The organism is Luteipulveratus mongoliensis (assembly GCF_001190945.1).
Taxonomy (GTDB): domain Bacteria; phylum Actinomycetota; class Actinomycetes; order Actinomycetales; family Dermatophilaceae; genus Luteipulveratus; species Luteipulveratus mongoliensis.
Genome location: NZ_CP011112.1, coordinates 3,550,362 through 3,568,913 on the forward strand (window position 1 = coordinate 3,550,362; position 18,552 = coordinate 3,568,913).

20 protein-coding genes are annotated in these 18,552 nt (G+C 68.0%); 10 read left to right on the forward strand and 10 right to left on the reverse strand.

The window, feature by feature from the left end; translation table 11 throughout:
* Nucleotides 1–37 precede the first annotated feature (37 nt).
* Together VV02_RS16850 and VV02_RS16855 are read left to right on the forward strand one after the other, a co-directional pair.
* Nucleotides 38–1,834 (forward strand): DEDD exonuclease domain-containing protein, encoded by a 1,797-nt coding sequence (locus VV02_RS16850; RefSeq protein WP_052593319.1) that lies wholly within the window; start codon nt 38–40, stop codon nt 1,832–1,834.
* Between the two features lie 9 nt (nt 1,835–1,843).
* Nucleotides 1,844–2,122 carry an Lrp/AsnC family transcriptional regulator gene (locus tag VV02_RS16855; protein WP_052593320.1) on the forward strand — a complete coding sequence of 93 codons (279 nt, stop codon included), beginning with the start codon at nt 1,844–1,846 and terminating at the stop codon, nt 2,120–2,122.
* Nucleotides 2,123–2,143: 21 nt separating this feature from the next.
* Here the strand turns inward: VV02_RS16855 and trpD are convergent, their stop codons facing one another.
* Nucleotides 2,144–3,229, reverse strand: coding sequence for an anthranilate phosphoribosyltransferase (trpD, locus tag VV02_RS16860; protein WP_052593322.1), 1,086 nt, complete (start codon nt 3,227–3,229; stop codon nt 2,144–2,146).
* A gap of 2 nt (nt 3,230–3,231) precedes the next feature.
* Nucleotides 3,232–3,657: a response regulator transcription factor gene (locus VV02_RS16865; RefSeq protein WP_052597161.1), complete on the reverse strand. Its 426-nt coding sequence runs from the start codon at nt 3,655–3,657 to the stop codon at nt 3,232–3,234.
* A gap of 193 nt (nt 3,658–3,850) precedes the next feature.
* Between VV02_RS16865 and ctaE the strand changes: the two genes are divergently transcribed.
* The 7 genes from ctaE (at nt 3,851) to dmpI (ending at nt 9,903) form a co-directional block, all read left to right on the forward strand.
* Nucleotides 3,851–4,510 carry an aa3-type cytochrome oxidase subunit III gene (ctaE, locus tag VV02_RS16870; protein WP_083450241.1) on the forward strand — a complete coding sequence of 220 codons (660 nt, stop codon included), beginning with the start codon at nt 3,851–3,853 and terminating at the stop codon, nt 4,508–4,510.
* 55 nt (nt 4,511–4,565) lie between these two features.
* Nucleotides 4,566–5,345 carry a cytochrome bc1 complex diheme cytochrome c subunit gene (gene qcrC / locus VV02_RS16875; protein WP_052593324.1) on the forward strand — a complete coding sequence of 260 codons (780 nt, stop codon included), beginning with the start codon at nt 4,566–4,568 and terminating at the stop codon, nt 5,343–5,345.
* Nucleotides 5,345–6,448 carry a cytochrome bc1 complex Rieske iron-sulfur subunit gene (gene qcrA / locus VV02_RS16880; RefSeq protein WP_052593326.1) on the forward strand — a complete coding sequence of 368 codons (1,104 nt, stop codon included), beginning with the start codon at nt 5,345–5,347 and terminating at the stop codon, nt 6,446–6,448. Before qcrC ends, qcrA begins: the two co-directional genes overlap by 1 nt.
* Entirely contained in the window at nt 6,445–8,247 is a 1,803-nt protein-coding gene (qcrB, locus tag VV02_RS16885; RefSeq protein WP_052593328.1) for a cytochrome bc1 complex cytochrome b subunit, read from the forward strand. The genes qcrA and qcrB overlap by 4 nt, the downstream gene beginning before the upstream one ends.
* A gap of 103 nt (nt 8,248–8,350) precedes the next feature.
* Entirely contained in the window at nt 8,351–8,707 is a 357-nt protein-coding gene (locus VV02_RS16890; RefSeq protein ID WP_425412276.1) for a metallopeptidase family protein, read from the forward strand.
* Between the two features lie 3 nt (nt 8,708–8,710).
* Nucleotides 8,711–9,613: a LysR family transcriptional regulator gene (locus VV02_RS16895; RefSeq protein ID WP_052593330.1), complete on the forward strand. Its 903-nt coding sequence runs from the start codon at nt 8,711–8,713 to the stop codon at nt 9,611–9,613.
* A gap of 101 nt (nt 9,614–9,714) precedes the next feature.
* Nucleotides 9,715–9,903, forward strand: a complete 189-nt coding sequence (dmpI, locus tag VV02_RS16900) for a 4-oxalocrotonate tautomerase DmpI (protein ID WP_052593332.1) — start codon at nt 9,715–9,717, stop codon at nt 9,901–9,903.
* Between the two features lie 94 nt (nt 9,904–9,997).
* On the opposite strand, the gene VV02_RS16905 is transcribed toward dmpI, so the two are convergent.
* The 8 genes from VV02_RS16905 to VV02_RS16940 form a co-directional block, all read right to left on the reverse strand.
* Entirely contained in the window at nt 9,998–10,399 is a 402-nt protein-coding gene (locus VV02_RS16905; RefSeq protein ID WP_052593335.1) for a cytochrome c oxidase subunit 4, read from the reverse strand.
* A complete protein-coding gene (gene ctaD, locus VV02_RS16910; protein WP_052593337.1) occupies nt 10,396–12,159 on the reverse strand; it encodes an aa3-type cytochrome oxidase subunit I in 1,764 nt (587 codons plus the stop codon). The genes VV02_RS16905 and ctaD overlap by 4 nt, the downstream gene beginning before the upstream one ends.
* A complete protein-coding gene (ctaC, locus tag VV02_RS16915) occupies nt 12,159–13,100 on the reverse strand; it encodes an aa3-type cytochrome oxidase subunit II (protein ID WP_483806978.1) in 942 nt (313 codons plus the stop codon). The genes ctaD and ctaC overlap by 1 nt, the downstream gene beginning before the upstream one ends.
* Before the next feature lie 47 nt (nt 13,101–13,147).
* A complete protein-coding gene (aat, locus tag VV02_RS16920) occupies nt 13,148–13,825 on the reverse strand; it encodes a leucyl/phenylalanyl-tRNA--protein transferase (RefSeq protein WP_052593341.1) in 678 nt (225 codons plus the stop codon).
* A 24-nt stretch (nt 13,826–13,849) separates the two neighbouring features.
* On the reverse strand, nt 13,850–14,827 hold the full coding sequence (locus VV02_RS16925) for a carbohydrate kinase family protein (RefSeq protein WP_052593343.1): 978 nt from the start codon (nt 14,825–14,827) through the stop codon (nt 13,850–13,852).
* Between the two features lie 164 nt (nt 14,828–14,991).
* The gene (locus VV02_RS16930; RefSeq protein ID WP_052593345.1) at nt 14,992–15,357 is read right to left on the reverse strand and encodes a HesB/IscA family protein; all 366 of its coding nucleotides are present in this window, start codon (nt 15,355–15,357) and stop codon (nt 14,992–14,994) included.
* A 115-nt stretch (nt 15,358–15,472) separates the two neighbouring features.
* On the reverse strand, nt 15,473–16,537 hold the full coding sequence (locus VV02_RS16935) for a glycerate kinase (protein ID WP_052593347.1): 1,065 nt from the start codon (nt 16,535–16,537) through the stop codon (nt 15,473–15,475).
* 16 nt (nt 16,538–16,553) lie between these two features.
* Nucleotides 16,554–17,258, reverse strand: coding sequence for a M50 family metallopeptidase (locus VV02_RS16940; protein ID WP_052593349.1), 705 nt, complete (start codon nt 17,256–17,258; stop codon nt 16,554–16,556).
* Nucleotides 17,259–17,365: 107 nt separating this feature from the next.
* Here VV02_RS16940 and VV02_RS16945 point away from each other — a divergent pair, with 107 nt between their 5' ends.
* Complete coding sequence (locus VV02_RS16945) at nt 17,366–18,550, forward strand: MarP family serine protease (RefSeq protein WP_169787712.1); 1,185 nt, start codon at nt 17,366–17,368, stop codon at nt 18,548–18,550.
* Nucleotides 18,551–18,552: the final 2 nt, after the last annotated feature.

Consider the following 18,552-nt stretch of genomic DNA (forward strand, 5'->3'; position numbering starts at 1 on the left):
ACGTGGTGTGTCGGTGGTCCCGCCTAGCGTTCGATCCATGCCAGCCAGCAAGGTCCAGCACGCGATCCAGGCGACGTTCGACGACCTGGGTACGCCGCTGCACGACGTCACCTTCGTGGTGGTCGACCTTGAGACCACAGGCGGCAGCCCGGTCGCCTCCGAGATCACCGAGGTCGGTGCGGTGAAGGTCCGCGCCGGAGAGGTGCTCGGGGAGTTCCAGACCCTCGTCAACCCCGGTCTGCCGATCCCCGCGTTCATCTCGGTGCTCACCGGCATCACCGACCGCATGGTGGCGTCCGCGCCTCGGATCGACTCGGTCCTGCCGTCCTTCCTCGAGTTCGCCAAGGGCTCGGTGCTGGTCGCCCACAACGCGCCCTTCGACATCACGTTCCTCAAGGCGGCGACGTCCCGTCTGGGTCTGGAGTGGCCCGGACATGCGGTCGTCGACACCGCTCATCTGGCCCGCCAGCTGGTCACCCGCGACGAGGCGCCCAACCGCAAGCTCGGCACGCTGGCCCAGCTGTTCGGCGCGGCGACGACTCCCGACCACCGGGCCCTGCACGACGCCCAGGCGACCGTGGACGTGCTGCACGCGCTCATGGGTCGGGTCGGCAACCTCGGCGTGACGACGCTGGAGGAGCTGCAGTCGTTCACGTCCCGGGTCAGCCCGCAGCAGCGCCGCAAGCGGTTCCTGGCCGACAACCTCCCGTCCGCGCCCGGTGTCTACATCTTCAAGGACGGTCAGCAACGACCGCTGTACGTCGGCACGTCGGTCGACATCCGCCGCCGGGTCCGCACCTACTTCACGTCCAGTGAGCAGCGCACCCGGATGGCCGAGATGGTCGGCATCGCCGAGAGCATCACGCCGATCGTGTGCGCCACCCCGCTCGAGGCGGAGGTGCGCGAGCTGCGGCTGATCGCCGAGCACAAGCCGCGCTACAACCGGCGATCGCGCTTCCCGGAGAAGGCCGTGTGGGTCAAGCTCACCGTCGAGCCCTTTCCGCGGCTGTCCGTGGTCAAGGAGGTGCGGGACGACGGTGCTCAGTACGTCGGTCCGTTCGGGTCACGCAACCAGGCGCAGGACGCGGTCGCCGCACTCCACGAGGTGGTCCCGCTGCGGCAGTGCACCGTGCGGATGTCGGTTCGGGGCACGGGCAGCGCCTGCGTCCTCGCCGAGATGGGGCGGTGTGGCGCCCCGTGCACGGGCGCCCAGTCCCCGGAGTCCTACGACGAGGTCGTGCAGCGAGCCGCCGACGCGCTGAGCGGCGACGTGCGGCACGTCGTGGAGGCGCTCGAGGAGCGGATGAGCGTGCTGGCCGGCAGAGAGCGCTTCGAGGATGCCGGCCACCTGCGCGACCGCCTGATGGCTCTGGTCCGAGCGGCGGCGCGGGCTCAACGGATTCGGCCGCTGGCGGCCAGCCCCGAAGTCGTCGCGGCACGGCGGGTCGAGCAGGGCGGCTGGGAGATCGTCTGCGTACGTTTCGGTCGCCTCGCGGCGACCACCACGACGGCTCCTGGGGCTGACCCCATGCCGGTCATCGAGGCGCTGCGCGTCGGTGCCGAAGACGTACTGCCGGGGATCGCTCCGGCGCCGGCGGCCCTCCCCGAGGAGACCGAGAAGGTCCTGCGCTGGTTGGAGTCGCCGGGCGTCCGCATGGTTCACGTCGACGGCGAGTGGACTTGCCCGATGCACGGCGCGGGCGGTGCACGCGACCGACTGGAGCCGATGCTGCGCGCTCGCGAGGAGGTCGCCGGCTTCGGTGAGGCACCTGGCCGCTCACTCCACCGCCCTCCGGGCGCGGTGGCGTCGGGCCGCTCCGGGCGGCTTGGCTAGGGTGGGCACGTGATCTCCGCCATCGTCCTGATCAATGCCGATGTCAACCGCATCCCCGAGGTCGCTCAGGCGATCGCCGAGATCGAGGGGGTCAGCGAGGTCTACTCCGTGACAGGCAACGTCGACCTGATCGCTGTGGCCAAGGTCGCGCGGCACGAAGACTTCGCCGACGTGATCGCCGACCGCCTCAACAAGGTCGAAGGCGTGCGCGACACGCAGACCCACATCGCGTTCCGCACCTACTCCGCCGACGACCTCGGCGCGGCCTTCAGCATCGGCAACGACTGAGTCGTCCGCGTCTCTGCGCAGTCAGCCGGCGGCTGCGACTGCCGCGCTGGCGCGTACCCAGCGGTCCAGGGCTTGCGCCGCGGCACCGCGATCGATGGTCTCCTGAGCGACCTGGATGCCGGCCCGCACCAATGAGGTGAGGTCGTCGTACCCGCCGAACTGCCCTTCCTTGCCGTCGAGCAAGGTCAGGCCGATCGCCATCCCGGCATTGAGCACCACCGCGTCCCGTACCGGCCCGGTCGACCCCGCGAACACCTCGCGGGCCACCTGAGCGTTGTGGGCAGCATCGCCACCGCGCAACGCGGACAGCGGCGCGCGGTCGAGACCGAGCGCCGACGGGTCGAGCTCGAGCTCACTGACGGAGCCGTCACGAACCCACCAGACCTGTGAGGTCGTGGACAGCGTCAGCTCATCCAGACCGTCATCGCCACGGAAGACGGCTGCGTCCCGACCACGGCCGGCGAAGACCTCGGCGATGAACGGCGCCATCCGGCCGTCGGCGACACCGGTTGCGGAGTAGCGAGGTTGTCCGGGGTTGGTGAGCGGCCCCAACACGTTGAAGGCCGTGGGGATGCCCAGAGCCCGACGGACGGTGCCGGCATGTCGGAACGACGGGTGGAAAGTCTGTGCGAAGCAGAACGTGATGCCTGCCTGCTCGACGACCTGACGTACCTGCTCGGGCGTGAGATCGAGTCGTACGCCGAGCGCTTCGAGCACGTCGGCGGCTCCCGATGACGAGGACGCCGCCCGGTTGCCGTGCTTGACCACCTTGGCGCCCGACCCAGCGGCGACGACAGCCGCCATGGTCGAGATGTTGACGGTGTGCGCCTGGTCGCCGCCGGTCCCGACGATGTCGAGCGTGGTGCCCGGCACATCGATACGGAGGGCGTGCCCGAGCATCCCGTCGGCGAGGCCACGCATCTCGGCTGCCGTCTCGCCCTTGGCGCGTAGGGCCACGAGGAAGCCGGCCAGCTGTGCCGGCTCCGCCCGCTCGCTGAGGACCTGATCCATGACCCACTGCGTGTCGTCGGCAGTCAGGTCGTGACCGGCGAGCAGGGCCGTCAGCACGCTGGGCCAGGTCCGCTCGGCCGGCTGCTGATCAGCCATCGTCAGGGAGTGGCGACGAGACGCCGCGCCACGTCGGCGATCGTCGCGCCCAGCGTGAGCGGGTCGATCGGGTGCGGCACAGCGGCATCGGCCAGCGACCACGAGGCCAGCCACGCATCCTGCGGTCGGCCGGTGAGCACGATGACGGGCGGGCAGTCGAAGATCTCGTTCTTGAGCTGACGGCACAGACCCATGCCACCCACCGGGGTGGCCTCACCGTCGAGCAGGAGGACGTCGTACCCGCCGGCCTCCACCGCCTCGATCACGGCAGGAGCCGTCGCGCACTCACGCCACCGCTCGATCTCGACGTCCTTAGCAGGTCGACGGCCGACCCCGACGCGGACAGCGTCTCGGGTCGCGATGTCGTCGCTGTAGAGGAGGACCGACAGGCTGCGTATGGTCGAGGGCACGGGAGCGGTCGAGGGCATGCCCGCGATGCTACCCACCCCGCTGCGGAACCTTCGCCTGACCCAAGGCGTTTCGGACGGCGAAGGGGTACTGCCCGACAGCCCGTCGTACTACGCTGTGTCGTATGCGATGTCGCACCGCAGGCCCGGCCTTCCGGGAATCCGCGTGCCCGGCGGGGGGTCGTGCGCACACGGCCGCAGGGATAGGGCCATAATGACCGACGTGGCGACCGCGACTGCTCAGACGAGCCAACATGGAATCCCTGCCGGACACGGACCAGTCACCCGACCGAACATGACGGCCGTCGGCACGATGGTCTGGCTCGCCAGCGAGCTCATGTTCTTCGCGGGACTGTTCGCGATGTACTTCACGATCCGGTCAGTGGCACCGGAGCTCTGGACCAAGAACACCGAGGTCCTCAACGTCCCGTACGCACTCGCCAACACCCTGATCCTGGTGATCTCCTCGATCTGGTGCCAGCTGGGCGTCTTCAAGGCTGAGCAGGGTGTGCCGTTCCGCACGGGCAAGCTGCGGCAGGTCAGCCAGTGGGGCATGCGTGAGTGGTACGTCCTGACCTACCTGTTCGGCGCGACATTCGTCGCCGGTCAGGTCATGGAGTACTCCGAGCTCGTCGGCGAGGGAGTCCGTCTCGACTCCGACGCGTACGGCTCGATGTTCTACCTCACCACCGGCTTCCACGGCCTGCACGTGACCGGCGGCCTCCTGGCCTTCCTGCTGATCATCGGACGCACCTTCACGTCCCGGAAGTACACCCACCACCAGGCGACCGGCGCCATCGTGACCAGCTACTACTGGCACTTCGTCGATGTGGTCTGGATCGCGCTGTTCGCGACCATCTACCTCCTGCAGTAGGCGCCATGACCAGCCGCCGACTCGCACTCCGTTCCGACGACGACAGGACAACGACGTGAGCTCCCTCGCCGCTCGCCGCCGACACCCAGCAGCCATCGTGGTGGTGCTGCTGCTGGGACTGGTCGTGACTGGTGGCCTTTACGCCGCGCTCGCACCCAAGGACGCCAAGGCGTCCACCGCGACCGCCGATGACGTGAACGCCGGCAAGCGTCTCTTCCTGGCCAACTGCGCCACCTGCCACGGCACCAACGCCAACGGCACCAACGCCGGCCCCTCGCTCGTGGGTGTCGGTGCGGCCGCGGTCGACTTCCAGGTCGGCACCGGTCGGATGCCGTTGACGCAGCCCGGTGTCCAGGCGGGCCGTAACAAGGTCACGATGGACGCCAACCAGACCAAGCAGCTCGCGGCCTACGTCGCCTCGCTCGGCCCCGGCCCGGCAGTGCCCGCGGAGGAATACACCAAGGGCGGCGGCAACATCGCCAAGGGCGGTGAGCTGTTCCGCGTCAACTGCGCGATGTGCCACAACTTCGCCGGCTCCGGTGGCGCGCTGACGCGCGGCAAGTACGCACCGGCCCTGCGCGGTATCGAGGGCAAGCACGTCTACGAGGCCATGCTGACCGGCCCGCAGTCGATGCCGGTCTTCAACGACAACAACCTCTCGCCAGAGGACAAGAACGACATCGTCAGCTACCTGCACAACGTCGACAGCGAGGCCAACGCCGGTGGTCACAACCTCGGCAACATGGGCCCGGTCTCCGAGGGCTTGTTCGCCTGGACGATCGGCATCGGCGTGCTCATCGGTGCGGCGATCTGGCTGGGACGGAAGGCTGCCTGATGAGTGAGCACGACCAGAACCTTCCTGCCGAGAGCCACGGCTCCTCGGTCGTCAACCTGGCCGACGGCCACGTGGAGGGCACCGGCCAGCTGCCCGCCCGGTTCGAAAACCCTGGCTTTCCACCGCACGTCCACCGGCACGGTGACGACGACGAGGCTGCTGCACGGCGCTCAGAGCGCCAGGTCGCAGGCCTGTTCGGCATGTCGATGCTGGCGACGGTGGCCTTCGCGGTCGCCTACTTCGCCATCGATGACAACGAGGTTGTCAGCCTGCCGATGATCGGCGAGACCAACGCGCTGCACGTCGCGCTCGGCGTCTCGCTCGGACTTTCGCTCCTGGGCATCGGCCTCGGCGCGGTGCACTGGGCCAAGACGCTGATGTCCGATGAGGAGATCGTCGAGGAGCGCCACGTGCTGCGCTCGGACGACGAGGCCCGACAGGGTGCGCTCGAGGTCGTCGACTACGGCGCCGAGACCTCACAGATCAAGCGTCGCCCGCTGATCAAGTACAGCCTGGGTGGTGCGCTCGGCCTGTTCGCGGTGCCGCTCGGCCTGCAGCTGGTCGGCTCGCTCGGTCCGCTCCCCCACAACGACCTCTCGACCACGCTGTGGAGCACCCGGATCGGCCAGCGGGACGGCAAGGGCGGCAAGAAGCGTCGCCTGATGCGCGATCCGGAGGGCACCGCGATCCGCCTGTCCGACGTGACGCTGGGCTCGGTCTTCCACGTGCTGCCCGAGGGCATCAACGAGACCAAGGAGCCGCTCAACGAGAAGGTCAAGGCCTCCGTGATCCTCGTGCGCCTCGAGGAGTCCCTGATCAAGAGCCAGCGACAGCGTGACTGGGGTGTCGACGGCGTCGTCGCCTACTCCAAGATCTGCACGCACGTCGGGTGCCCGGTCGGCCTCTACGAGCAGCAGACCCACCACCTGCTGTGCCCGTGCCACCAGTCGACGTTCGACATGACCGAGGACTGCAAGGTCATCTTCGGTCCGGCCAAGCGGCCCTTGCCGCAGCTGAAGATCTCCGTTGATACTGAGGGTTACCTCCAGGCCGACCAGGGCTTCGCCGAGCCCGTCGGTCCGAGTTTCTGGGAGCGTGGATGAGCACCGACAGCCCCGCACGCAGCGCCGACGCGTTGCGCAAGGACGACGACACGAAGGCTCCGGCCAAGGCAGGCGGCGGCGCGGTAGGCGCCCTGTCCAACTGGGTCGACGAGCGGACCGGCACGGCCAAGGGCTTCCGGTACCTCATGAAGAAGGTCTTCCCGGACCACTGGTCGTTCATGCTCGGCGAGATCGCCATGTACTCCCTGGTGATCCTGCTGCTGACCGGCACGTTCCTGACGTTCTGGTTCGTCCCGAGCGCCGGACACACGATCTACGACGGCAGCTACGAGCCGCTCAAGGGCATTCAGATGTCCGAGGCGTACGCCTCCACCGTGAACATCTCTTTCGATGTCAAGGGTGGGCTGATCATTCGGCAGATCCACCACTGGTCGGCGCTGCTGTTCATCGTCTCGATCATGCTGCACATGTTCCGCGTGTTCTTCACGGGCGCTTTCCGCAAGCCGCGTGAGATCAACTGGATCATCGGCCTCAACCTGCTGATGCTCGCGCTGGTCGAAGGCTTCGCCGGCTACTCGCTGCCGGACGACCTGCTCTCCGGCACCGGCCTACGAGCCGCACAGGGCTTCATGCTCTCCATCCCCGTGCTCGGCTCCTACATCTCCTACATGGTGTTCGGCGGCGGCTTCCCGGGCGAGGAGATCATCCCGCGCCTATTCACCGTCCACGTGCTGCTGCTGCCCGCGATCATCGTCGGGCTGTTCACCGCGCACATCATCCTGGTGATGGTGCACAAGCACACCCAGTACCCCGGCCCGGGCCGCTCCGAGAAGAACGTCGTCGGCTTCCCGATGATGCCGGTCTACCTGGCCAAGGCCGGTGGCTTCTTCTTCATCGTCTTCGGCATCACCTCGCTGATCGCGGGCCTGGTCACGATCAACCCGATCTGGGCGTACGGCCCCTACGAGCCGACGATGGTCACCGCCGGTGCGCAGCCGGACTGGTACATGGGCTTCGCCGACGGAGCCCTACGACTACTCCCAGGATTCCTGGAGTTCAGCATCTTCGGCACCACGTGGAGCTTCAACATCTTCCTCGGTGCGATCGCACTGATCCCGGTGCTGTTCACGATCGCCGGCGCATACCCGTTCCTCGAGGCGTGGGTCAAGGGAGACAAGCGCGAGCACCACCTGCTGGACCGCCCGCGCAACGCTCCGGTCCGGACGGCGCTGGGTATGGCGGCGATCAGCTTCTACAGCATCCTGTTCCTGGCTGCCGGCAACGACATCATCGCCATCAAGCTGCACCTGTCGATCAACGACATCACCAACGGCCTGCGTGTGGCCTGCGTGGTGGCGCCGCCGCTGGTGTTCTGGGTGACCAAGCGGATCTGTCTGAGCCTGCAGCGTCGCGACCGCGACCTCGTCCTGCACGGCCGGGAGACCGGACGTATTGTGCGGACCGCGGACGGCAAGTTCTTCGAGGCTCACGAGCCGCTGGATGCCTACGCCCGTTGGCAGCTGGTGTCGTTCGAGACCAACCGACCGCTCGAGCTGTCCGAGGCTGCGGACGGCCACGGCGTACGCCGGCTGGGCGCGGCCAAGGAAGACCTGCGGGTCAAGCTGTCCAACTTCTTCTTCAGCGACCGCATCGAGGCCGTCACACCGGCCGAGCTCGCCGCTGCGCACCATCACGGTGAGCACGAGGCGCTCGAGGCCACGGCCATCGAGGACAGTCACCCGGCGGAGTTCGGTGGACACCTGCACGGTGGCGCCGAGGAGATCACCGCCGGGCACGCGTACGGCCACGTCGGCGAGCACGCCGGCGATCGGGACTGACGCCAGCTTCAGCAACGAAGGGGCGGGACACCATGAGCTGGTGTCCCGCCCCTTCGTCGTCCCCCGTGCGGTCCCCTGTCCGGCCACGGGTGACAATGTGCGCGTGGCTGTGACGATGAGCGATGCAGAGTTCGACGACCTGGTCGGAGAGGCGTTGGACCATGTGCCGCCGCAGTTCCTGGACCGGATGGACAACGTGGCGATCCTCGTCGAGGACGAGTCACCGCCCGACGGCCCGACCCTCCTCGGTCTCTACCAAGGCACTCCCCTGCCCGAGCGCATCGGCGGCTACGGCTACGGCACGATGCCTGACCGCATCACGATCTTCCGAGGGCCGCTGAAGAGGATGTGCCGCGACGCGGAGCATCTACGCCAGCAGATCACGGTCACGGTCGTCCACGAGCTCGGTCACCACTTCGGGATTGACGACGACCGCCTGCACGAGCTCGGCTGGGGATAGCCGATGGAGCTGCGACAGCTGGAGTATGTCGTCGCCGTCGCCGAGCACCTCCACTTCGGCCGCGCTGCCGAGTCGCTGCACATCGGACAACCCGCCGTCAGCCAGCAGATCCGCCGCCTCGAGCGCGAGCTCGGCGCCGAGCTGTTCGACCGGTCCGCGCGGACGGTACGGCTCACGGAGACCGGTCAGCGGTTCCTCCCGGAAGCACGCGCCGTTCTGGCCGCGGTGTCACGTGCGACGGCGGTCGTGGCATCACGCGACGGGCGGCCGGTCCCGCTACGGCTCGGCACGAGCTCCGGGCTTGGTGGCCGGCTCGACTCGATCCTCAGTGAGCTGGAGAGCCAGTCGTCCCCAGTCGTGGTCGACCTCGTCAGCACGAGCACGCGCGCACGGCTGGAGCGAGTGCGCTCTGGGCAGCTCGACGCCGCGCTCGTACGCGGTCTGGATCGGGAGCGGCAACCTGACCTCGATGTTGAATCCGTCTGGAACGACTCGCTTCTCGCGGCACTTCCTGCTGATCACGTCACCGCCAACTTGCCTGAGCCGGTCGCCCTGGCCGACCTTGCGTCGCTCCCTCTACGGCTCGTTGATCGGCGGCACAATCCTGCTCTGGTCGACCTGGTGCTCACCGCATGTGGGGCGTCCGGTTTCGAGCCCGTCCGCCTGCCGCCCAGCGGCCACCTGACGGACACGCTCGCCGCGATCGGTGCCGGGTCGCCGTCGTGGACGGTCGTGTACGCCGCTCATGCACGTCTGCTGCGCGTCCCTCGGGTGGTCTTCCGGGAGGTCGATCCGCCGTTGGCGCTTCCGACTTCGGTGGTGACCAGGAGCGGTACGCCGTCCGGTCCAGTAGCCGCGCTGCTGCGCGCCTGCCATGCGGCGGCTCAGCTTGATCACCAGACGTGATCGCTGCGCGTCGTCAATGCGTCTTGGTCGGGCTACGACGCCGGTGTGCGATGGGTACTGCGGCAGAACGCCGCACATCCATTCGTCCGAGAAGGAGCATCATGCCCATCGTCACCGTCCTGCAGGGCCCCCGCGACATCGAGAAGAAGCGAGCCCTGGTGAAGGGCGTCACCGAGGCATTCGTCGACAGTCTCGGCGTACCCCCGGAGTCTGTTCAGGTCTGGATCCAGGAGACGCCGCCGGAGAACTGGGGAGCCGCCGGCACGCTCACTGCGGACCGTCCAGCCTGAGTCCGCACATGAGAAGACCCGGTCCTCTCGTCGTGACCCATTGATCATCGGGTCCGGACGAGAAGACCGGGTCTTCTCAGTGCGACAGAAGGGACTAAATCGCGTTTTCGCCGCGGAAGTACTCGAAGACCCAGCCGACGGCCGAGATCGCGAGCAGCGGCATCCCGAGGATGACCAGCCACCAACCGACCGCGAGTCCGAGGAAGACGATCGCACCGGACAGGCCGAGGAACAGCGGCCACCAGCTGTAGGGGCTGAAGAAGCCGTAGTCGCCCTCGATGTCGGAGATCAGCCCGTTCGGGTCGTCATCCGGTCGCGGTCCGAGCTTGCGCGCGGTCCAGGCGAGGAAGCCGCCGATCATGGCGCACAGGCCGGCGGTCAGGAAGAGGCCGACAGCACCGACCGGCTCCTTCCACTCCGTCCAGATGCCGTACCAGATCCCGACGCCCACGCAGAAGACGAACAGGATGGTGAAGAGCTTGTACTCGACCTTCATCGGGTCTCCTCCGTCTCGGTCCCGCCCAGCGTCTGCGAGCCATGGTCGGCCGGACCGATCGCCTTCGCGAGAGCATCAGGCGCCGGCTGCACCGAGGTGATCGCCGCCTCCGGGTGATGGAGGTCGAAGGCCGGACGCTCCGAGCGGATCCGCGGGATCGAGTCGAAGTTGTGGCGCGGCGGCGGGCAGGACGTCGCCCACTCCAGGGAGCCGCCGTAGCCCCACGGGTCATCGGACTCGACCATCGGCGCCGTACGCCAGGTCTTCCAGACGTTGTAGCTGAAGGGGATCATCGAGGCGCCCAGGAGGAACGCTCCCACGGTGGAGAGCTGGTTCATCCAGGTGAAGCCGTCCTCGGGCATGTAGTCGGCGTAGCGACGCGGCATACCGGCCACACCCAGCCAGTGCTGGATCAGGAAGGTCATGTGGAAGCCGATGAACAGCATCCAGAAGTGGATCTTGCCGAGCCGCTCATCCAGCATGCGGCCGGTCAGCTTGGGCCACCAGAAGTACCACCCGGCGAACATCGCGAACACCACCGTGCCGAACACGACGTAGTGGAAGTGCGCCACCACGAAGTAGGAGTCGGTCAGGTGGAAGTCCAGCGCAGGACTGGCCAGGATGACACCGGTCAAGCCACCGAACAGGAAGGTGACGATGAAGCCAAGAGCCCACAGCATGGGTGTCTCGAACGTCAACGACCCCTGCCACATCGTGCCGATCCAGTTGAAGAACTTCATACCGGTCGGGACGGCGATCAGCATCGTCATCACCGCGAAGAAGGGCAGGAGCACCTGACCCGTCGCGTACATGTGGTGCGCCCACACGCTGACGGACAACGCGGCGATACCGATGAGGGCGAACACCATGGTCTTGTAGCCGAACAGTGGCTTACGTGAGAAGACCGGGATGACCTCGGAGATGATGCCGAAGAACGGCAGCGCGATGATGTAGACCTCGGGGTGACCGAAGAACCAGAACATGTGCTGCCACAGCATCGCTCCGCCGGTGGAGGCGTCGAACACATGCGCATTCATCACGCGGTCGGCACCAAGGCCGAACAGCGCCGCAGCCAGCACCGGGAAGACGATGATCGCAAGCAGTGCCGTGACCAGCACCGTCCAGGTGAACAGCGGCATCCGGAACATCGTCATGCCGGGTGCGCGCATGCAGATGATGGTCGTGATGAAGTTGACCGAGCCGAGGATCGTGCCGAAGCCGGCCAGGGCCAGACCGAAGACCCAGAGATTGCCGCCGAGCCCTGGACTGTAGGTCGTATCGGACAGCGGTGAGTAGGCGAACCAGCCGAACGCGGCCGCACCCTGCGGCGTGATGAAGCCGGCCGAGGCGATCAGGCCGCCGAAGAGGTAGAGCCAGTACGCGAACATGTTCAGCCGCGGGAACGCCACGTCGGGCGCACCGATCTGCAGCGGCATGATCGCGTTGGCGAATCCGGCGAACAGCGGTGTCGCGAACAGCAGCAGCATGATCGTGCCGTGCATCGTGAACAGCTGGTTGAACTGTTCCTTGTCATCGACCACCTGCAGACCGGGGTCGAACAGCTCGGCGCGGATCAGCAGCGCGAGCACACCACCGAACAGGAAGAACAGGAACGAGGTGATGAAGTAGAGGTTGCCGATGACCTTGTGGTCGGTGGTGGTCATCCACTTGACGACCGTCTGGCCAGGGCGACGAACGGGCTGCGGCCGCGCCGGGAGGTCACCGGGAGTGCCGGGCCTCGGGGTGACGATGGTGGCCATTACTTCTTGCCCTCCTCGACGATGCTGGACTGGTCGACACCCGGCGGCAGGAACTGCTGCTCACCCGGAACCAGCTCGGAGCGGTTCAGGCGGTTGCTCAGGAAGCCCGTCTGACCACGCGCCTTGAGCGAGGCGACGTGCTGCTGATATTCCGCCTGCGGCACGACCTTGACCTGGAACAGCATCTCGCTGTGGTACGCACCGCACAGCTCGGCGCACTTGCCCTGGAAGGTGCCTGTCTCGGTCGGGACGACCTGGAACTTGTTGACCCGGCCCGGCATCATGTCGAGCTTCTGGAGGAACTGCGGCACCCAGAACGAGTGGATGACATCGCGTGCGGTCAGCACGAACTCCACGCGCTGGTTGACCGGCAGGTAGAGCGTGATCAGCCCCTTCTCGGCGCCGCGCTTGCCCGTCAGGTGGGCCTGCGTGCCGCTGTCGTAGACGCCGGCCTCGACGTAGTTGAAGTCCCAGCTCCATTGCTTACCAACGACATTGATCGTGACGTCGGGCTTCTTGGAGGTGTCAAGCAGAGTGTTGTCGAGCTCGACCGTCTTGCCGAACAGCACCGCGACCATGAAGACCGGCACCACGGTGTAGAGGATCTCGATCGGCACGTTGTACTGCATCTGCGGCGGCAGACCGACATCGGTCTTGCGGCGGCGGTAGCGCACGACGCACCAGAACGTCAGACCCCACACGAACACGCCCACGCCGAGGGCCCACAGCCAGGTGGTGTTCCAGAAAGTCGTGAACTCTTCCGAGTGAGACGTCACGCCCTTGGGGAGGAAACCTCGTTCTACGAGATCACTGCACCCAGTGAGCGACATCATCAGCAGTCCAGCGAGACCAGCCGCGGCCAATCGGCGACGGCGCGCCGAAGCGGGTGGATCAAGGGGCCGGCGCACGTGACCTACCTTCCGCAGTTCCGTTGAGGGCACAGGGGAACCCTACCGGAGGTAGTAGTCGTTACGCGGTTGGGCTCGACCTACGCCCCGAACGCGTCGGGCGGCCCCAGTTCGAGGGCCTCCGAGAGCGCCGTGAGGTACGCCGTTCTGCTGATCTCGCGGACGCCCAGGGTGGCCAGATGTGGGGTCCGCCACTGCACGTCGATGACCCTTCGAGGGTCTCCGTCGGCGTACACGAGGCGGTCCAGCGCGAGCACCGCAGCCTTCGAGGCATCGGTCGCGTGGTGGAACATCGACTCCCCCGCGAACAGGCCCCCGACCGCCATCCCGTAGAGCCCGCCGACCAGGTCCTCGCCCTCCCAGACCTCGATGGAGTGTGCCCAGCCCAGGTCGTGCAGGCGGCGGTATGCCGTCCGGATGTCATCGGTGATCCAGCGTCCGCTGCGCGAGGGGTCGGCGCAGCCGTCGAGAACCGCATCGAACTCGGCGTCCACGGTGACGTGGAACCGCCGCATGGACCGCCGCAGCGACCGACTCACGTGCAGGTCGCCGTGGAGCAGCACGCCGCGGCGTACGGGACCCCACCAGCCGATCGGCGCCCGACCGTGGGTGCCCAGACCCATCGGGAAAAGACCCAGCCGGTACGCCGACAGGATGGTGCCGGGCTCCAGGTCGGCGCCGACCGCGACCAAGTCGTCAGCGACGTCCATCCGCGCCGAAGCCAGGTCCCAGGACGTGGCCGGTGGCTCGATCGGCATGGCGGTGGACGGACGGCCCTGGCGTCAGGGGTTCAGGTGCGCCGCGACGTCGGTGGCGCTGTCCTCGCCGTACGCCGCCTTGAGCCGGTCGACGAAGTGCGCGGCACGCAGGTCGTACTCCTGGGTGCCGACCGTCTCCACGACGTACGCCGCCAGGGTCGAGCCGACCTGCGCGCAGCGCTCGGGCTCCAGCCCCCAGGACAGCGCGGCGAGGAACCCGGCGCGGAAGGCGTCACCGACACCCGTGGGCTCGACAGCCGTGACCTGTCCCGCGACCGGGACCTCGATCGGCTTCTCGCCCTTGCGGAGGATGACGGCTCCGTCCTTGCCCTTGGTGATGACTCGGGTGCCGACACGGTCGAGGATCTCCTCGCCGCTCCAGCCGGTCTTCTGCTCGGTGAGGTGCGCCTCGTACTCGTTGGTGAACAGCCACTCCGCGCCCTCGATGAGGTCGCGGATGAACGGCCCGTCCGCGAACGCCAGCTGCTGCGACGGGTCGGCGATGAACGGGATCTTGCGGGTGCGGCACTCCTGGGTGTGCCGGCGCATGCCTTCGGGGTCGTTGGCGCCGACCAGGACGAGGTCGAGCGAGCCGACGCGCTGGACGATCGGCGCGAGCTCGATCTCGCGGGCCTCCGCCATCGCACCGGCGTAGAACGTGGCGATCTGGGCCTGGTCATCGTCGGTCGTGCAGACGAAACGCGCGGTGTGCTTGGTCTCGGACACGTGCACGGAGTCGCAGTCGACCCCGTGCCGCTCCAGCCAGGACCGGTAGTCGACGAAGTCCTCGCCGACCGCACCGACCAGGACGGGGCGCAGGCCGAGGTTGGCCATGCCGAACGCGATGTTGGCGGCCACTCCCCCTCGGCGTACCTGCAGCTCGTCGGCCAGGAAGGACAGTGAGATCTTGTCCAGCTGCTCGACGACCAGGGAGTCGGCGAACCGCCCCGAGAAGGTCATCAGGTGGTCGGTCGCGATAGATCCGGTGATGGCGATATTCACGCGGCGACCCTACCTTCGTCCGTGGGCCGAGAATGACGAACCGCCGGTCCCCTGTGGGAACCGGCGGTCATCGGAAGACTCGGGACCGCTCAGCCGCTGTGACTTCCCGGGCTGAACTCCTCCTCCGCGCCGATCCACTTCGTGTCTCGGCTCGGCATCGTCTTTCAGCCGAAGCTGTCACCACACGCGCAGCTGCTGCCCGCGTTGGGGTTGTCGATGGTGAAGCCCTGCTTCTCGATCGTGTCGGCGAAGTCGATCGTCGCGCCCTCGAGGTAGGGCGAGCTCATCCGGTCGACGACGACCTCGACACCGCCGAAGTCACGGACCAGGTCACCGTCGAGCGAGCGCTCGTCGAAGTAGAGCTGATAGACCAGGCCGGAGCAGCCACCGGGCTGCACACCGACGCGCAGGCGCAGGTCATCGCGGCCTTCCTGCTCCAGCAGGCTCTTGACCTTGCCAGCGGCGACCTCGGTCAGCTCGACGCCGTGAGTCTTCTCCGCCGTGTCAGCGGTCGTGGTCTCCACGCTCATCGTGTTAGCCCTTCGTTCGTGCATCGTGGCCCGGAGGCTCCCGTCTCAGGGTCCAACCAGGCAGGCCCGGGACATGTTCCCGATGTATTCAATGTACCTGGCCAAACCTCCTGGCCTAGGCAGGCGTCCAGGTGCCCGCGACACGCCGCACCAGCGAGGCCAGCCGGACCTCGGGTTCCTGGCCGGTGCGCCGGTCCGGACCTCGGCGGCCCGGGTCGATGACGCTGTATGTCCCCGCGATCCCCAGGGACATGGCCTCCCGCCGACCGACCTGCTGCTCGTGAGCCAGCACGACGACCGGTTTGGCGGCCGCCGCGGCGCTCCTGCTCACCCGTGCCAGCACGCTGTGCTCCAGGCTGCGCCAGTCGAAGACCGTCTCGCCGGTGACCACCAGGTCGGCGGCGGCGATCGCCTCCTCGAGCCCGTTGACCTCGGCGACCACGTCAGGCGCCTCGCGGAGCCGGCCGCCGAGCAGGAGCAGGCCGTACGCGAGTCCACCGCCCGCGCCGGCGCCCGGCTCGCGATCGAGCCGGCGCTCGTTGCCGGTCAGCAGGTCCCGGGCTGCGGGGACCACGCGACGCGCACGGTCGACGTACGCACCCATCGCCTGCTCGCGGGCCTGCGCCTCCTGCGCGTCGAGGCCCGCCGAGGCCGCGGCTCCGTGGAAGCCGAGCAGTGGCAGGTTGTCGTCGACGGCGGCCGTGATGCGGACGTCGCGAAGTCGATCGCGCAGCTCGTCGAGCCAGGTCAGGTCGTCGGCCGGCGCGTCCCCATCGACCAGCGCCTGGAGCATTCCGAGGCCCCCGTCGAGGCAGGTCACGTCGCCGACGCCGACGACGAGATCGGTGACGCCGTCCGCAACGAGGCCGGCGAGCACCTGGCCGAGGGCGTACGACGACCGGTCCTCTCGGCGTACGGCGAGCACCTGAGCGGCTTCGACGTAGACCCGGCCGTCGGCGTCGCGGACGACGGTGACGGGTTCGTCGTCGTGGACCACGAGTCGCTGCTCCGCGGAGGGCACCGCGCCGACTGCTGACACGAAGCCGCCGCCACCGGCCGACATCGGCCGCGTGGTCAACGTCACGTGCGGTGACCTGTCCGTCCATGCGCCCCCGATCACCTGGGTGGCGCGAACCGGGTCGAGATCGCCGATCGACGTGGTGGCGACAAGGACCTTCATGCGCGAGAGTCACCCATCAGGTCAGCCGCCCGAGCATCATCAGCGCGCCGAGCACGAGGCAGCCGAGCGTCACGGTCATGAAGAGGATGACCCAACCCATGCCGGGAAGGAAGGTCAGCCGGCCGAGCTGGTCGGCGTCGGAGTCGTAACCCAGGCCGCGTCGGCGCGAGCGCTGCAGGTCGACAACGGCCCACGGTGAAGCCAGCAGAAGGAACCACATCAGCAGGTAGCCGAACGCGGTCTGGCCCTCACCCGGCATCCACCACGTCACGCCGAACAGGAGGGCGCCGGCCACCAGCATCACGCCGAGCCCGAACCAGTTGCGGATCTGCAGCAGGAGCAGCACCAGGATCACCAGCAGGATCCAGAGCAGGGCGACGGAGTATCCGCGGCCGAGCACGAAGGCTCCGAGCAGACCGAGCAGCGCCGGACCGACGTAGCCCGCCGCCAGCGTTGCCACGAGACCACGCCCGCGGGCCAGACCACGCGTCACGGTGAGGCCCGAGGTGTCCCGGTGCAGGCGTACGCCGTGCAGCGACCGACCGCACAACAGGGCGACGAAGGCGTGGGAGCCCTCGTGCGCGATGGTCACCGCTTGGCGGGTGTATCGCCAGGCGGCGGGCCACGCGACCAGTCCGATGGCGAGCACGCCCATGAGCTCGATCACCCCGCGCGCCGGCAGCGGTTGCACTGTCGTGATGCGGTCCCAGATCTCGCCCATGGCGCCGGATCGTTGCACGCCACCCTGTGCCGTGGCTCGGCGGCATGCCGGAGACCTCCCAGGGTGGGTCTGGGCACCTCCCAGGAACAGCACGCATGCTGTGCGATGTGATCGACCTCCTTCTCCTCCTCGCCGTGGGTCTGAGCGCCTTCGGCGGCTGGCACCGCGGCTTCGTGACGAGCGCGCTGTCGGCGACCGGTTGGCTCGCCGGGCTGTTCTTCGGCCTCTGGGCCGTGCCGGGCCTGATCGACGCACTCAGTCTGCGTCCGGACTCCGACGTGACCGCGGCGCTGGTGGTGATCCTCGTGGCCCTGGTCATCGCGAGCATCTGCGCGGCGCTGCTCGGTCTCGTGGGCCGCCTCGTCGTCGGTGCGACGGACTGGCATCCCATCCGGATGGTCGACGCCAGCCTCGGTGCCGTGGCCATGGCTCTGGTCGCGATGGTCGCCGGCTGGGCGATCCTCTCCTCGGCCCGGCCGCTGCTCTCGGCGGACGCCAGCGAGCGGATCGACAGCTCGCACGGTTGGCGGTGGCTCGACCGCTCGATGCCGGACGGCGCCCGTTCGGCAGTGGGCCAGCTGAACGACCAGCTCCAGACCGCACAGTTCCCGGAGGTGTTCCATGCGGACACGTCCAGTGCGCCTGTGCCCGTGCCCGGCGACAGCGTGACGAAGTCCCCCGCCATCACCGCGGCCCGCGACAGCATCTTCAAGATCCGCAGCACCTCCGACAGCTGCCGCAACATCACGCTCGGCAGCGGTTGGGTGGTCAGCAAGAACCGCATCGTGACCAACGCGCACGTGGTGGCGGGCGGCGAGCAGATCACCGTCCAGGCGGGCGGCGAGGGGCCGCGTCTGCGGGCGAGAGTCGTGGCGTTCGACCCCGACCTGGACCTCGCCATCCTGCGGGTGCCCGGACTCGACGCCGATTCGCTTCCTCGTGTTGCGAACCTGGCCAGGGGCGCGACCGCCGTGGCCGCAGGCTTCCCCAACGGAGGCGACTACCACCTGGCCCCGGCCGCCGTCCGTGACGAGGGCGTCATGGGTGGACGTGACATCTACGGTTCCAAGATCGTCAACCGCGACATCTTCACGCTGAGCGCCACTGTCATTCAAGGCAACTCGGGCGGCCCGCTCATCACGCCGGACGGCCACGTGGCTGGCACGATCTTCGCCAAGGCGGAGGCCAACAAGCCCATCGGATTCGCGCTCACGGACAAGGCGACCGATGCACTGCTGGACAGCGCACCGTCGCTGGTCGACAAGGTCCCGACCGGAGCGTGCCGGGAGTAAGG

Excerpts from the sequence above, each read along its gene's own strand:
- VV02_RS16850 (WP_052593319.1), top strand. The coding sequence starts at position 38 with ATGCCAGCCAGCAAGGTCCAGCACGCGATCCAGGCGACGTTCGACGAC.
- trpD (WP_052593322.1), bottom strand. The coding sequence starts at position 3,229 with ATGGCTGATCAGCAGCCGGCCGAGCGGACCTGGCCCAGCGTGCTGACG.
- VV02_RS16865 (WP_052597161.1), bottom strand. The coding sequence starts at position 3,657 with ATGCCCTCGACCGCTCCCGTGCCCTCGACCATACGCAGCCTGTCGGTC.
- ctaE (WP_083450241.1), top strand. The coding sequence starts at position 3,851 with ATGACCGACGTGGCGACCGCGACTGCTCAGACGAGCCAACATGGAATC.
- qcrA (WP_052593326.1), top strand. The coding sequence starts at position 5,345 with ATGAGTGAGCACGACCAGAACCTTCCTGCCGAGAGCCACGGCTCCTCG.
- qcrB (WP_052593328.1), top strand. The coding sequence starts at position 6,445 with ATGAGCACCGACAGCCCCGCACGCAGCGCCGACGCGTTGCGCAAGGAC.
- VV02_RS16895 (WP_052593330.1), top strand. The coding sequence starts at position 8,711 with ATGGAGCTGCGACAGCTGGAGTATGTCGTCGCCGTCGCCGAGCACCTC.
- dmpI (WP_052593332.1), top strand. The coding sequence starts at position 9,715 with ATGCCCATCGTCACCGTCCTGCAGGGCCCCCGCGACATCGAGAAGAAG.
- VV02_RS16905 (WP_052593335.1), bottom strand. The coding sequence starts at position 10,399 with ATGAAGGTCGAGTACAAGCTCTTCACCATCCTGTTCGTCTTCTGCGTG.
- ctaD (WP_052593337.1), bottom strand. The coding sequence starts at position 12,159 with ATGGCCACCATCGTCACCCCGAGGCCCGGCACTCCCGGTGACCTCCCG.
- aat (WP_052593341.1), bottom strand. The coding sequence starts at position 13,825 with ATGCCGATCGAGCCACCGGCCACGTCCTGGGACCTGGCTTCGGCGCGG.
- VV02_RS16930 (WP_052593345.1), bottom strand. The coding sequence starts at position 15,357 with ATGAGCGTGGAGACCACGACCGCTGACACGGCGGAGAAGACTCACGGC.
- VV02_RS16935 (WP_052593347.1), bottom strand. The coding sequence starts at position 16,537 with ATGAAGGTCCTTGTCGCCACCACGTCGATCGGCGATCTCGACCCGGTT.
- VV02_RS16940 (WP_052593349.1), bottom strand. The coding sequence starts at position 17,258 with ATGGGCGAGATCTGGGACCGCATCACGACAGTGCAACCGCTGCCGGCG.